The sequence below is a fragment of the Mucilaginibacter sp. P5_A4 genome (assembly GCF_056400605.1).
This window is the reverse complement of the sequence record NZ_JBFUKX010000003.1, coordinates 22,947-36,610: the sequence shown is the minus strand read 5'-3', so window position 1 is coordinate 36,610 and position 13,664 is coordinate 22,947. Positions and strand designations below refer to the sequence as shown.

At 42.8% G+C, this 13,664-nt stretch carries 10 protein-coding genes and 1 riboswitch; of the genes, 6 read left to right on the top strand and 4 right to left on the bottom strand.

Annotated features, from left to right (window positions below):
- Nucleotides 1–5: 5 nt before the first annotated feature.
- Entirely contained in the window at nucleotides 6–3,185 is a 3,180-nt protein-coding gene (locus tag AC1DQW_RS03025) for a SusC/RagA family TonB-linked outer membrane protein (protein WP_477452791.1), read from the bottom strand.
- Between the two features lie 26 nt (nucleotides 3,186–3,211).
- Here AC1DQW_RS03025 and AC1DQW_RS03020 point away from each other — a divergent pair, with 26 nt between their 5' ends.
- Nucleotides 3,212–3,424 carry a hypothetical protein gene (locus tag AC1DQW_RS03020; RefSeq protein ID WP_477452790.1) on the top strand — a complete coding sequence of 71 codons (213 nt, stop codon included), beginning with the start codon at nucleotides 3,212–3,214 and terminating at the stop codon, nucleotides 3,422–3,424.
- A gap of 131 nt (nucleotides 3,425–3,555) precedes the next feature.
- Here AC1DQW_RS03020 and AC1DQW_RS03015 read toward each other — a convergent pair whose 3' ends face one another.
- Nucleotides 3,556–4,125 (bottom strand): TlpA family protein disulfide reductase, encoded by a 570-nt coding sequence (locus AC1DQW_RS03015; RefSeq protein ID WP_477452789.1) that lies wholly within the window; start codon nucleotides 4,123–4,125, stop codon nucleotides 3,556–3,558.
- A 117-nt stretch (nucleotides 4,126–4,242) separates the two neighbouring features.
- Nucleotides 4,243–4,354: riboswitch (SAM riboswitch) on the bottom strand.
- A gap of 484 nt (nucleotides 4,355–4,838) precedes the next feature.
- Here AC1DQW_RS03015 and AC1DQW_RS03010 point away from each other — a divergent pair.
- The 4 genes from AC1DQW_RS03010 to AC1DQW_RS02995 all read left to right on the top strand — a co-directional run bounded on the left by AC1DQW_RS03010 (nucleotide 4,839) and on the right by AC1DQW_RS02995 (nucleotide 9,801).
- Nucleotides 4,839–6,245: a lipase maturation factor family protein gene (locus AC1DQW_RS03010; protein ID WP_477452788.1), complete on the top strand. Its 1,407-nt coding sequence runs from the start codon at nucleotides 4,839–4,841 to the stop codon at nucleotides 6,243–6,245.
- 183 nt (nucleotides 6,246–6,428) lie between these two features.
- Nucleotides 6,429–7,916, top strand: a complete 1,488-nt coding sequence (locus tag AC1DQW_RS03005; RefSeq protein ID WP_477452787.1) for a serine hydrolase — start codon at nucleotides 6,429–6,431, stop codon at nucleotides 7,914–7,916.
- A 215-nt stretch (nucleotides 7,917–8,131) separates the two neighbouring features.
- Nucleotides 8,132–9,175 (top strand): hypothetical protein, encoded by a 1,044-nt coding sequence (locus AC1DQW_RS03000; protein ID WP_477452786.1) that lies wholly within the window; start codon nucleotides 8,132–8,134, stop codon nucleotides 9,173–9,175.
- Between the two features lie 26 nt (nucleotides 9,176–9,201).
- Nucleotides 9,202–9,801: a hypothetical protein gene (locus AC1DQW_RS02995; RefSeq protein WP_477452785.1), complete on the top strand. Its 600-nt coding sequence runs from the start codon at nucleotides 9,202–9,204 to the stop codon at nucleotides 9,799–9,801.
- Nucleotides 9,802–10,543: 742 nt separating this feature from the next.
- Here the strand turns inward: AC1DQW_RS02995 and AC1DQW_RS02990 are convergent.
- Both AC1DQW_RS02990 and AC1DQW_RS02985 read right to left on the bottom strand, forming a co-directional pair.
- The gene (locus AC1DQW_RS02990; protein ID WP_477452783.1) at nucleotides 10,544–11,347 is read right to left on the bottom strand and encodes an aldo/keto reductase; all 804 of its coding nucleotides are present in this window, start codon (nucleotides 11,345–11,347) and stop codon (nucleotides 10,544–10,546) included.
- A gap of 55 nt (nucleotides 11,348–11,402) precedes the next feature.
- Nucleotides 11,403–12,350 carry an NADP-dependent oxidoreductase gene (locus AC1DQW_RS02985; protein WP_477452782.1) on the bottom strand — a complete coding sequence of 316 codons (948 nt, stop codon included), beginning with the start codon at nucleotides 12,348–12,350 and terminating at the stop codon, nucleotides 11,403–11,405.
- Nucleotides 12,351–12,434: 84 nt separating this feature from the next.
- Between AC1DQW_RS02985 and AC1DQW_RS02980 the strand changes: the two genes are divergently transcribed.
- Nucleotides 12,435–13,274 (top strand): AraC family transcriptional regulator, encoded by an 840-nt coding sequence (locus AC1DQW_RS02980; RefSeq protein ID WP_477452781.1) that lies wholly within the window; start codon nucleotides 12,435–12,437, stop codon nucleotides 13,272–13,274.
- Nucleotides 13,275–13,664 lie beyond the last annotated feature (390 nt).

Genomic DNA, 13,664 nt, shown 5'->3' with positions numbered 1-13,664 from the left:
GATCATTAGAATTTAAGGTTGATATTAAAACCGATGTTGCGTACGGTTGGCAGGGTAAGGTCTTCCAGGCCCTGGCCATTGCCATTGTTGAAGGCAGTTTCCGGATCGATATTGGGTGCATTTTTATGGATGATCCACAGGTTGCGCCCAACAATAGAAAAGGTCGCCGATTGAAGGCCAATACCTTTAACCCACTTAGATGGAAAAGTGTAACCCAACTTTACCTCGCGCAGTTTAATATAGGAGGCATCATATACAAATGCTTCATCAACATTTGTAAAACCCTTGTAATAGGATTGCGCAGGTAATATGGTAGTATTAGCTGTCCCATCAGCCTTTACGCCTTTAAATATCACCCCATCATGATAAACAGTTTCGCCATTAGGCGCGCTACCTGCCTGCACAGCCGTTGCGGAGGTATTATTACCCGGATAGTAATAACTTAAACCTCCATTTGCGGCACCACGCCCCGGCAATGTTGATGCCAGTACACCAGTGTAGGTACCGGTACGGTTGGTGTTTGAGTAAATAGAACCACCAAAGCGCGCGTCAACCAAAACACCCAGATTAATACCTTTATAGGTAAAACTGTTGTTGATACTACCCAGCCAATTTGGTGTAAATTTCCCCAGATATTGCTTGGCGGGATTAATAACCGGTGTACCATTAGCTCCAATAACTATCTGTCCGGATGAATTACGGGTGTACGCGTTGCCAAACAAGGTGCCATAAGGCTGACCAACAGCAGCCAGTACCTGTACCGTACGATCGGTACCCAGGATGTAACTTTGTAAACGGCCTTCGGCATCAAGCGAAACTACCTTACTCCGGTTAAGGGAATAATTGGTAGTAATATCCCAGGTAAAATCTTTTGATTTTATTGGGGTTAAACCCAGCTGAACTTCTAAACCTTTGTTGTTGATCTTGCCGCCATTGATCAGCTTTTGACTGTAACCGGTAGATGGGCTTACATCAACCTTTATGATCTGGTTTACACTATTGGTGTTGTACACGCTCACATCCAAATGTACCCTGTCCTGAAAAAAACCTAATTCAAATCCAGCCTCTGCAGATGTTGTGGTTTCGGGTTTCAGATTTGGGTTTAGATCTACACTGTTTGCGCTTTGTTGCGGATTTGTGTTAAAAGGAGCCGTAAAATCATAAACGTTGATCAGTTGGTATGGTGTGGTTGCCTTACCCACTTTTGACCATCCGCCTCTTAATTTAGCGTAGGTTAGCACGTTGCTCTTAATATCCAGCGCTTCTGATAATATTAAGCTACCATTTACAGATGGGTAGAAATAAGACAAGTTAGCCGCCGGCAAAGTTGATGACCAGTCGTTACGGCCTGTAAGGTTAATAAACGCGTAATTTTTATAACCCAATTGTGCCGATGCAAAATAGCTATACGTTTTCAGCTTGCCGTAGTCATTTGATGACACCAGCGGATCGCGCGAATTTTTGAGCGTATATAAACCAGCGACTGCCAACTTGGGTGCTACCTGGTCGTTTTGCTCATTTACTATGGTGCTGATATTACCACCGCCCAATACATCTAATGAGAAATCATTACTGATCTTTTTGGTGTATTGCAGGCGGGCTTCGGTATTGGTTTCGTTTACGCTATAGGCATCTTCCTCGTACGAACCAAACGGTGTTCCGTTGGTACCATAGGCTACTTTTATTTTACGACGGTCGTTATAATAATCAGTACCGGTACGGAAATTGGCCGATAAACCTTCGATGATCTTATAGTTTAACTCAACACTACCTATAATGCGGTTTTTGTGCTGACCAACGGTGTTTTCATAAGCCAGCCAGTATGGATTACTATAATAGCTGTTGTTCCAGTTAAAAGTATTGCCATTGGCATCCTTATAGTTTTTCAATTGATTAATATCAACCTGGCGGCCAAACCAGGTGAACTGCAGCATAGTACTGGTAGCTCTTCTGCCACCTGCCCCAGGCAGGTTATCTGCATCATCTTTGATGTAATTGGCAATGGTAGTTATTGTTAATTTAGGGCTAAGCCTGAAGGTAGAGTTCAGTAAAAACGAATTTCTGCCCTGTGACGTATTTGGAATAACACCCGTTTGATGCAGGTTGTTGTAGGATAGGCGGTAATCAGCCTTATCGCTACTCCCGGATAGCGCTACACCATTATTAAGGGTTACACCTGTTTTAAAAAAATCCTTCACATTATTGGGATGCGCCACAAATGGCACAGCCTGCCCGTTTGAATAAAACTGTGGTATAAGTGAACCGTCAAGAGCCGGCCCCCAGCTTTCGTCGACACCATCATTTACGCCACCGCCTTTACCATCCACGTAGCTGAACTTACCGTTTGAACCCTGACCATACTGATTTTGGTAATCGGGCAAAACCTGCAGATTGGAGAAACTTGTATTTGAATTAATAGTGATACCCAATCCTTTTGAACTTTTACCAGTTTTGGTTTTAATAAGGATAACACCCGCAGCAGCCCGGTATCCATAAAGCGCAGCCGCGTTTGGGCCCTTAAGTACGCTTACAGATTCAATATCCTCGGAGTTAAGATCGGCTATGGCATTGGCAAAATCCCTTGAACCATTTGTACCCAGGAACTGGGAGTTATCTACAATAGTACCATCTACCACAAATAACGGCTGATTATTACCGGCTATAGAGGTTTCGCCACGAATTATGATGCGGGATGATCCCATATCACCCTGGCTGTTGGTAACCTGTACACCTGCAATTTTACCTGCCAGCGCGTTTACCAGGTTGGTCTCCTTAGCCTCAGATATGTCCTTTGATTTTAATCCCTGAACAGAATAACCCAGTGATTTCTTGTCTTTAGAAATATTAAGCGCCGTGATTACAACCTCGTTAAGAGAATTAGGTGCATCCTGTAATATGATCTGTAAATTGATTTCATTTTGCCTTACCGTTATCTCCTGTGTTGCAAAACCTATATAGGTAATCTTCAATACATCGTTAACATTGGCTGAGATGTTGAACTTGCCATCAGCATTGGTTTGAGCACCGGTTGTGCTACCCTTAACAGAGATATTAACGCCAGGCAATGGCAGGCCGTCTGACTTGGCGGTTACCACCCCGCTTATTTTAACAGATTGCGCCGCAACCGCTTGGATGAGAAAAAAGGGCAACAGAATTGCCAGTAAAAATTTGTAATTTTTTAACATGATGGTTAATGATTAATTAGTTTTTGTTGCCGGCACAGCAAAGCCAGTCAGCAGCGCTTTTTGGGCAAAACAATCCCCGCTGGATACTTTATAGTGCCGGTAAATTCATTATTGATTGTGTTGGTTATAAGCAAATGCTGCGAGCTGCAGCAGGCATGGGGCTAATAACCGTTGCCATTAAATTAACAGCAACAACGCATACACTGCATATACAGGTAAACAGAGGCGGAGGAAAATGATACCAATTTACTGGCAGGGGGTACGTTTTGGAAAGGTGTTCTTGTTGTTTTCATAACAATTTGATATATAGATGGTAACAGGGTCAGTTTAAATACAAAGTTAAAATCACTATTTAGCTTTAAGCCTTTATTTAGTTTACAGATGCAGTTTTATTGTTAACCAGCGCATCTACTGCTTTTAGCATTGATGCAAATTCCTGTGTGTCATACAAACGGGTGAGGTAAACAATCTTCCCATCTTTATCAATAACTACATTACGGGTTACCCCGCTTTTTTTATTGGCAAAACGCCCGAAAATATTAGCCCCCGGATCAAGCGCCAATGGGTAGCTGATCTTCATTTCCTGTTGAAAGTGCTGTACCTTTTCAAGGGGTTCATCGCGGTCTACCCCTATCAGGATCAGATTCTTGTCTTTGTAGGCTTGCCATACGTCCTTTTCAAGATGAGGCATTTCCTGCCTGCATACACTGCACCAGCTGGCAGTAAACTGCAGGATAACTACTTTGCCACGCAACGCTTTTAATGACGTTTTACTGCCATCGGCCAATACAAGCTCAAAATCGGCAGGGGCCTGGTCGCCAACTTTTACAATATAGCCACGGTCAACAGATGCACTATCGGCTGGTTTTGCCGTTTGTGCGCCGACAAACAGTGCGTTTATTAAAAACGAGCAGGTAATTAGTAGATGTTTAATATTCATAGTTGTAAATTTTAATGCCTATTTTATGCAGGCAGAAATTTTCAGAAATCTAATTAAACAGGAAATTTTGGAGAGAAAGGCATAACGACCAGCCATAAGCTGCGCAATAATTTGCGGATATTATCTTTTCCGCTTTTTACAGCGGACAGGAATTAGCACCTTTATAACAATGGGCTTACAGGTTGCTAAGACATCATCGGGCCTTTCCCTCAGTCTTTCTTGATAATTAAATTAAAGAACTTATTTCGCCTGCAAATGTAGAATATATTCTACTAAATACATAGACATTGTATAATTTAATTGTCATTTATTTTCAACACTGGCACCAGCTGACAGCACCTCCTTATTTTTGCTTCCCTGTAATACCTTATTACGCCCTTCGGGAGGCCACGCTATGCACCCACCACACTCCTTTTAGACTCCTTGCAACCACCTTTCGGACTCCGCGATAATTATTAGATTTTAGGATAAATTTTAACAAACTATATACTACTATTAATGTACTATTATTGAGGAATGTTGTACTATTATTAAGTAATGTGCAAAAAGCAACTAAGTAAATGGAAGTGGAACCGGGAAACAAAATGGACAGCGGATCCGGCGGCGTTTTTCGGATGCCGGGCGCCCCTCCCAGCTACTGGCTTACGCGCTTTGTCATCCTCCGGCTACTGGGGGTAGTGTATGCTGTTGCCTTCCTGGTGGCCATCAACCAGGTGGTACCTTTGATCGGTTCTCATGGACTTCTTCCCCTGGAGATTTACCTGAAGCAGGTGAGCGCTGCCCTGGGGTCGGCGGGGGCGGGGTTTGTACGGCTGCCGTCGCTCTTCTGGCTCTGGCATTCTGATGCCGCGCTTTTAACTGCCGCCTGGATCGGGTTTGTGCTTTCATGCGTAGTAGTGGCAGGCTACGCCAATGCGCCGCTGCTTGCTGTACTCTGGTTTCTGTACATGTCGTTTGTTCACCTGGGGCAGGATTGGTATGGGTACGGCTGGGAGATCCAGCTTAACGAAACCGGCTTTCTGGCTATCTTCCTCTGCCCGCTGCTCAGCCTGCGCCCGTTTCCACGGTATGCGCCTCCCCTGCCCATTATCATTTTATTCCGTTGGCTCACCTTCCGCATTATGCTGGGTTCGGGATTGATCAAATACCGGGGGGATGAAATATGGCGTAATGGCACTGCCCTCTACTACCATTTCGAAACACAACCTATTCCCGGCCCGCTGAGCCGGTGGTTTCATTTTCTGCCGCGGATAATGCTGAAGACCGGCATCTGGTTCAATTGGCTTGGCGAGCTGATAGCACCATGGTTCGTATTCGGGCCAAAGGTTGCGCGTCATATCGCGGGAACGGTGATCGTGTTATTCCAGGTTAGTATTATACTTAGCGGCAATCTTTCGTTTTTAAACTGGCTTACCATTATTCCGGCTTTGGCCTGTTTGGATGACAGCTTCTGGGCCAGGGTTCTTCCCGGCATACTGGTTCGTAAGGCGGAAGCTGCGGCCGGGGGCGCCGAAGAATCCAAACCTATGCTCACCACCTCATGGGTAGTTGCCGGCTTAATTGCCATCCTGAGCATCCAGCCTGCATTGAACCTGCTATCCCCGGGGCAGGTCATGAACTCCTCCTTCGACCAGCTGGACCTTGTAAATACCTATGGCGCATTCGGATCTGTAGGGCGGGAACGTTTGAACGTGGTATTTGAAGGAACGATGGACCAGGTACCCAACGACAAAGCCAACTGGAAACCTTACATCTACAAAGGCCTGCCGGTGCTGCTTAACAAGCCGTCGCCGCAAATAGCGCCCTACCAGTTACGTTTAGACTGGCAAATGTGGTTTGCCGCCATGTCGACCGCCGATCAATATCCGTGGACCTATAACCTGGTATGGAAGCTTCTTCATAACGATCCCGGTGCAATAAGTTTGTTTGCGGGCAACCCCTTCCCCACCGGGCCGCCGCGGTATATCCGGGCAGTGCTGTATCGTTATACATTCGCGAAGCCAGGCAATCCCCAGGGCCTTTGGTGGAATCGCGAACAGATCGGCCTATGGATTTCACCAACTTCAACAAATGATCCGCGCCTGGTGGAATATGTAAAAGGTATGGGATGGACGCCCTGAATTAATGGATAGAATGGCAGGCGTGCTTGTGAGCGGTGTTTCCAGGCTGACCGGAAAGCTCAAAATAATTTAAAAGCGAACTATGGGTGTTCGGTTTCATCACAAAGGTTTTTAATCCATCGATTACACTATACTGATTATTAGCTAATTAATATTTTGGCATAGATTTTACTGTAGCAGGGAATGAAGAAATTATTACTATTATTTACCCTGTTTATTTACACCGGTAACCTGGTAAGTGCTCAAAACATCGACTCTACGGTAAAACATGCTGCAAGCACTTTTATGGCAAGCGGAAAACGGGTTGGATTTTCTGTTGGAATCATTATAAACGGCCAAACTTATCGATACAATTTCGGCAACACCCAAAAAAATATAAACGATACCCCCACCGATCAAACAATTTACGAAATAGGATCAATTACCAAAACATTTACCAGCATATTACTGGCGCAGGCTGTAGTTGAAAAAAAGGTTAGTTTAAGCGATGATATCCGGAAATATCTTAAAGGAAACTATCCCAATCTGGAATATAATGGCAAACCCATCCAATTGCAGCATTTAGCTAATTTAACCTCGGGCCTTCCGGATAACCTTCCCGAAAAAATGCCTGCTTTTAAAACGATGAGTCCCGATTCACAAATTTTTGAGATTAAAAAAATTCATGATGCCTTTACACAAGCTCAATTTTTTACAGCGCTTCATGCAGTAAAGTTGACTAAAGAACCCGGATTAAACTCAGCACATTCTAACACAGCAGCCCAACTGTTAGGGTTTTTACTCGAAAATATCTATGGTACAAGCTATGATTCCCTCCTCATAAAATATATAACTGGGCCCTTAAAAATGGAAAGTACTTTTTTTACCGTACCAACAGTAAAACAAGCACTCTGTGCCAAGGGTTACAACGGAAACGGCATATTGATGCCTGAAATCCCGAGGGACGCGAGAAGTGCAGGGGGACTAAAATCATCCCTGACAGATATGATCGCGTATCTAAAGTATCAGCTTGAAGAGAAAAATGCCGTGGTAACTATGAGCCATAAACCCACCTGGGGAAACCCCGAAAGCGTTGCAGTTGGTTTAAACTGGTTCACAAAAGCAGGCTTTGACGGTAAAAGGGAAATATGGACATCGGGAGGCACGTTTGGCCATTCCTGTTTTATTGATCTCTACCCCGAAAGAAACTACGGTATCGTAATACTTACAAATGAGAGTGACAATCAGGCGCAAGATTTGATAGCTGATATGGCCCAAACAACTTATAATGAGGTTTATTTTAACGCAGCCCAGCGTTCGAGGGAAGGCTTTGGATTTTCTGCTGCTGCCAATACCCTGCTTGATACTTTAAACAAATATGGGTTTGAAAATGCAATTAAAGTAGCAGATGATTTAAAGAAACACGATCATTTGTTTAAATTGTCGGAGGGAGAAATGAATTCATTGGGTTATAAATTCCTAAACATGGGCCAACAAGAAAAGGCGCTGGAGGTATTTAAATTAAATGTAAGTCTTTACCCTGCAAGCTCAAATACCTATGATAGCCTGGCCGAAACCTATGAGCATATGGGAAACAAAGTTTTGGCTATTAAAAACTATAATCGGGCGCTTGAACTTGATCCTAAAAGCAGCAATGCCGTTGAGCATTTAAAGAAATTAGGAAAAGAATAATTAACTGCTCATTCCCGGTCAGCCGGAAAATACCGACCACAGCTTGAAATACCGACCACAGACTGAATAGATATTATTTTGACTGAAGGTACATTTGCTTTTCTTTTAAATAGTTATAATTTCATTTTGATTAAATAATATTTAATTATAGCATAAAAAGTAATTTTCTATGCATATCTTTATAAAAAATAATATTAAACTCTAAACCGTAAACAATGAACAAAACCTCTACTATTAGGGTGACGGCAGTGGCCGCCGCACTTCTCGTTACGTCCCTTTTTGCCTGTAAAAAAGAAAGCCGCAATCAAACGAACAAAATTAACAAGGTAGCAAGTCTTGACAAGGATGCCATCACTAAGAACATCAAAAGCTTCGCTACGTTTGTAAAAGCCAAGAAGCTTGAAAAAATTGGTAAACTTGGTATCAATGCTGTTGCTGCGCCAGACAACGAAAATTACGGGCAGGAATACATGACGGACTCGTATGGCACAGACGGTGCAGCCGCATACATTGCTCCGGCCACAGCGGTTCAAACAGCATATAATCCGGTGCCTCTTACAACAGCTGCCGACGTTGAAACTTTAGCTCCAACCGAGCTATCGCAAAAAGTAAATTCCGACCTAAACCAATATTTTGATATTAGTGGATTAATGACTGCCTCACAAGCATCCTCTGCTGTACAGGGAAGCGTCAACGATCTTTCTGCAAAACTCGAAACGCTTGCGACAAGCGAAGTCGGTGGTTACATTGATGGCACAAGCGATACCACTAATTTCAGTGAGGATGCTATCTTTGCTTCGGTGAAGGTTAAAACCGCTGCCGTTTTTAACGAATACATGTCGAATGTCGGCAACCAGGTGTTAATGACCCCGAGCGAGCAGATAGTCGTTCTGGCAGCAAGTTACAACGCCAGTCAACTCGTGGATGCAGTTGATTTCCGAAGTTCCGTATCGGCTGGTGGACAACTGGCAAGTCAATCGCTTAATAAGCTAAATGCTATACATGTTAATGGCTTTTTCAGCAAACTCGTAAAAATCGTGAAAGCGGTTGCCAAGGTTGTAGCCGCGGTTGTAGTAAGTGCTGTTGTGATTGTTGGTGCTGCTGTAGTAGGCGGTGTTGCCGGTCTGGTAATAACGGCACTCGGTGATTCAAATTCGAATGGTCAGAATACTTTCGCACAAATCGATGCGCTTGGCGGTGCATTATGGGGATATGACAAAATTGCTAAATCGAACCTTTGGAAATGGGCGCTTAGTTAGAAACTAATAATTTAATAAATTTGAATATGTTTAAATATCTGGTTTGCCTCGTGTTAATCGTAAGTGGAATGGAATGTAAGGCGCAGAGTAATTATAAGGAATTGCGTTCGGAATTCAGCGTGATCAACAGGTTTGGTCTGCCAAATGACTACACACATAATCTCCTCAAAACGTATTATTCTGTGGGCTTACGGCGGGAGTTTTCCTTAGGGAAATTTGTATCCCTCAATGCCATTGGAAATTATAATACAATGGCTGGAAAAAATGCTAATCCAAGGCTCAATGTTGTTTCTGTAGGTGGGGGAATAACGCTCTATCCAAAATATCTTATCAACAAGATTTTTGGTTTACCTTACGATGATAACGTTGCGGCAAAAGACCAATTCTACTTTGATGAAAGCCTCGAGGTCAATCTGAACCATACAAGCTATGGCAATGCGGGTAAGTTAGTGAGTTCAAAATTCGAATTCAATTTTGTGAAATTACCTTTGGGAACTGGCCTGAGCCTACTTCCGAAGGTTGGAGCGGCGGCATATTTTAGAACCAATTTGCCATCGAACGTTTCAAACGACCCGTTCAGCTTTATCTATGTAGGTATTGCGATACAATTCGGGAAAAATAAATAATTATTAAGACTAACCAAGTGGCTTTCCTGACTGGAGGGCCACTTGATTTTTTACTGTAAGGTCTTTTTATAAATTGCCATTGGCTATTGGCTTCAGCCTGCAGTCGGTGTTTTCACCACATCACCCCCGCTGTTCGATTTTCTCCGAACGCCTATGCCAGTAGTTTGCAACTACAGTAACCCGTAGGACAGGAATGGTATACCGCGCCGAAGATTACATCTATTCAAGCGCATCCAATTATGTAGGTATTGATGGGATCATTGATGTTGATTGTTTGTTTTAGTTATCCTGTAGTCGGAGACTACAGGCATAGTGGTTCGAAGTCTGAGACTTCGAACAGCGGGGGCGAACAAGGTTATACCGATTATCCAGAAATGGATTAAGGTCCGCGCTACCCATGCCTGATCATAGTAATATCCGGGGAAAAGACTATTACAAATAACCATTTAAAACAACATAACATGAACACAAGTACCACGCCGTTTATATTTCCCATCCAGAGCGTGTAGCTGAAAGTGATCATAAAAGCCGCAACAAACCCTACTATTTAATTTACGCTGTTCCCAATAAATACTCTTATTTTAAAGAAATCTTGAATTACACGTAGGATTTTTATCAAGATAGCCATCTACCCAATTGATCCTAACTGATCAAGAACATTCAACTCCAACCATTCTTAGCAAGATGATGCACGGTAACCCGAACAGGAGGTTCTTCGCACCTCATTTCCATGCAATCAATCCTAATGTTTTGATAAGATCTCAATATCCTGCTCTGTAAGATCAAGATTGCCAGCTTCGAGGTTTTCATACATATGGCTAATCGATTTGGTACCTGGAATGAGCAACGTATGCGGCCAGCGTCTTAAAAGCCAGGCTAGTGCTACCTGGGCTGTAGTTGCTTTATACTTTTGAGCAATCAACTGCACTTTATCTGCAACCTTATGTGGCCCGGATGCGAGCGGATACCACGGGATAAATGCCATTTGTTGCTGTTCTGTATAAGCCACAACCTCCTCCCATTGCCTGTCTGCAAGATTGTAAAGGTTTTGAACCGAGATTACCGGTAATATCGCACTTACCCGCTCTATCTGTTCAACTGTCACTTCAGATAAACCGATGTGTCTTATTTTCCCCGTATTCACAGCGTCTACCACCGGTGCCAGCGTATCTTCAACAGGTACATTTGGGTCGATTCGATGCAATTGCCATAGGTCAATTTTATCTAGTTTTAACCTTGACAGACTGCCTTCAATACTTTGGTGTATAAATTCAGGATCGCCGTTGATGACCCATTGGTTAGGGCCGGCCAGAGTTGCCCCGCCTTTAGTTGCAATGATCAAATTATCAGAATAGGGAAATAAAGCTTCACCAATGAGTGATTCGTTAAGTTCAGGGCCATAGGCGTAAGCAGTATCTATAAAGTTCACTCCGGCCTTAACCGCTTCCTGCAGTACACGTTTCGCATTTTCGCGATCTTCTGATTCGCCATAGACACCGAAGCCATTAAGCTGCATAGCGCCGTATCCTAATCTGTTGACTTTCATATCACCACCTAGGTTATAGGTGAGCATTGATTTTTGATTATTCATTTTATTTGTATTAATTGTTAATGGTTATCACCAATTTACCTACCGTTCTGCCGGTTTCAATCTGGCTATGTGCAGCAGCCATTTGATCAAATAAAAAGACTTTGGATACATGCGAATGAATTTTGCGTTCACTTAAAAGTGTAGCTAAAGCTTGCATATCGTCACCATCCGAGTGAACAAGGTAAAAACCTCCATTGATATTCTTGTCTTTAACCTTTTGCATCACCTCATCGGTAAACTGACTAACGATGCTGATAATTCTACCGCCTTCTTTAATAATATCTATCGAGCGAAGGATATTCTCTATACCAAGGCTATCCAACACGAAATCAACCGGATTTTTAATATCTTCCAAACTTTGGGATTGATAATCAATGTGTTCATCCGCGCCAAGTGACAACACAAAGTCTTTGTTATCGGCTGAAGAAGTACCAATGACATAAGCGCCGAGATGCTTCGCCAGTTGCACTGCATAATGGCCCACGCCCCCTGAAGCGGCATGGATCAATACCCTGTCGCCGACTTTTATGCCTGCCTGATCTACTAAAACCTGCCACGCCGTAAGTGCCGCGAGCGTAGCCGCAGCTGCCTCGTGATGAGTAATGTTGTTTGGCTTTAACGTTAAATGGTTAGCCGGAGCAGCCACATACTCAGCATAAGCTTTACCAGCTCCGGGAAAATTGACCATTCCAAATACTTCATCGCCTGCTTTAAACAGAGGAGACTTTGATTCTGTTACCACGCCCGATATGTCCCATCCCAAAACCAGTTCAGCTTCTTTGCTAATGTTTCCATAACGAAATACACCCGCGCCGCCTCTTGTTTTTACATCTACCGGATTTATGCTGATGGCGTGTACTTTAACCAATACCTCGTCAATTTGCAGTGCAGGTACAGGTATTTCTTTAAATTTCAGGTTATCAGTAGAGCCTATCGCAGATAAAATTATTGCTTTCATATTTTTTTAATTATAAAAGCAAATATATACTAATTAAAAGCGATTAAAACAGTACATGTTTTCTATAATTCGGTACATTTGTGGATGTTTAAGGAAAATCTCTACCAGTCTTATTCCATTAATTTCGCAACGCTAGACGTTTGCCCTAAACCTGAGCATAAACACAGCTTTTTTGAATTGGTGTATGTACGTTCAGGCTCTGGCATGCAGTGTATAAATCAAAGTAAGTTTAAGTACCAGCCAGGTCACTTATTTCTCCTTACGCCAGACGACTGCCACTCATTTGATATTCAGACCACAACGGAGTTTTTCTTTTTGCAGTTTAATGATATATATATCCGGAACAGCGGTTTCGCTATGGAGCACATCCGCCGGTTAGAATACATCCTGCAAAATGCCAATCACCAGCCCGGCTGCATCTTAAAAAATGTAACCGATAAAGCGTTGGTTCTTCAGTTGGTAGAAGCGATATACCGGGAAAATACAACCAGAGATCTGTATAACCAGGAATTGGTGCACCAGTTAATAAATACGCTTATTATCATCATAGCACGGAACATTGCAAAATATCTGCCTGAAAACGTATCTACTACTACGGAGAGTAAGGCGCTTGAAATTTTGCAATATATACAGCATAACATCTACTTCCCGGAGAAACTGAAAACTGAGAATCTAAGCGATGTTTTTGGCGTTTCAAGCGCTTATTTAGGCCGGTATTTTAAACAGCACACCCAGGAGACCATGATAGGTTATATCACTCAGTATAAAACCAGGCTCATTGAGCACCGCCTAAAATTCAGCGACAAGCGTCTAAATGAAATTGCCGAGGAGTTTGGCTTTACCGATGTAAGCCATCTTAATAAATACTTTAAAAAGCAAAAAGGCAACACATTAAAAGCCTATCGGGAGTTGGTTCGGCTATAAAGGTAATATGCTCTTTTAAACCGGCTTAGGCCCGAATATCTTGTTATTTATGATAATTGTTTCTTTAGCTTTAATAAAATCACCCGCTGTATATGAGCAATTCTACTAATTATAGATTCGCCAATTTCGTTTATTTCGCAACTATTAAGTAGTCAATAAAATGTATAACAATCCCTGAAAGGAAATTGATAAAATCAGAGTTTAAAAAGAAGGATAATTCGATATGCCCTTCATCCAGCCTGTGGTCGGTGTTTTCACCGCACCACCTCTGGTATGCCTTTTAGCAACCCAATCACTAAGCAAAACACCAAAGCAACTTTTCTATTTATTCCTTACATTAGGAAATGCACCAGGGAATAGAATTTTTCACAGCTACGTGTTTAAACTGGC

Coding starts and splice junctions, on each gene's coding strand:
- AC1DQW_RS02980 (WP_477452781.1), top strand. CDS start 12,435: ATGTTTAAGGAAAATCTCTACCAGTCTTATTCCATTAATTTCGCAACG.
- AC1DQW_RS02985 (WP_477452782.1), bottom strand. CDS start 12,350: ATGAAAGCAATAATTTTATCTGCGATAGGCTCTACTGATAACCTGAAA.
- AC1DQW_RS02990 (WP_477452783.1), bottom strand. CDS start 11,347: ATGAAAGTCAACAGATTAGGATACGGCGCTATGCAGCTTAATGGCTTC.
- AC1DQW_RS03000 (WP_477452786.1), top strand. CDS start 8,132: ATGAACAAAACCTCTACTATTAGGGTGACGGCAGTGGCCGCCGCACTT.
- AC1DQW_RS02995 (WP_477452785.1), top strand. CDS start 9,202: ATGTTTAAATATCTGGTTTGCCTCGTGTTAATCGTAAGTGGAATGGAA.
- AC1DQW_RS03025 (WP_477452791.1), bottom strand. CDS start 3,185: ATGTTAAAAAATTACAAATTTTTACTGGCAATTCTGTTGCCCTTTTTT.
- AC1DQW_RS03005 (WP_477452787.1), top strand. CDS start 6,429: ATGAAGAAATTATTACTATTATTTACCCTGTTTATTTACACCGGTAAC.
- AC1DQW_RS03015 (WP_477452789.1), bottom strand. CDS start 4,125: ATGAATATTAAACATCTACTAATTACCTGCTCGTTTTTAATAAACGCA.